This window comes from Bittarella massiliensis (ex Durand et al. 2017), assembly GCF_017566145.1.
GTDB lineage: Bacteria > Bacillota > Clostridia > Oscillospirales > Ruminococcaceae > Bittarella > Bittarella massiliensis_A.
This window is the reverse complement of the sequence record NZ_JABFCL010000043.1, coordinates 1-359: the sequence shown is the minus strand read 5'-3', so window position 1 is coordinate 359 and position 359 is coordinate 1. Positions and strand designations below refer to the sequence as shown.

The following is a 359-nucleotide window of genomic DNA, read 5'->3' as shown; positions in this document are numbered from 1 at the left end:
AAAAGTTCATCCGGCGACGGGTTATATTCGTGCCTGGATTAATGGGGAGGAAGTTCTTCACAAGAATATCCGGACGGATCTGGAAGCAGTCTGGGATACTTATCAGGCTGAAGTATTGCCGGACTGTAAGCGGTATATTGAGGAAAAGAATGGAGGAGTCATTACACCGGAACAGCAGCCGTTTTTCCAGGAGCTCCTACTGGATGTGACAGTCAGCGAACCGGATTTCCGGGTGGGCTGCCGAGAAGATTTGATTTCTTCTCTGGATGCGCTGCATGAGGATATGTACTTTACCGGCAGTGATTATTTCAAAAACTATGGTGTACAGAATATCGGAGTTATGCTGGACGCACCGGGAC

1 protein-coding gene is annotated in these 359 nt (G+C 48.2%); it reads left to right on the top strand.

Going from position 1 to position 359, the window contains the following annotated elements; genetic code table 11:
- A partial coding sequence (locus HJY11_RS13370) for a hypothetical protein (RefSeq protein ID WP_368041610.1) occupies positions 1–359 on the top strand: 359 nt, incomplete at both ends.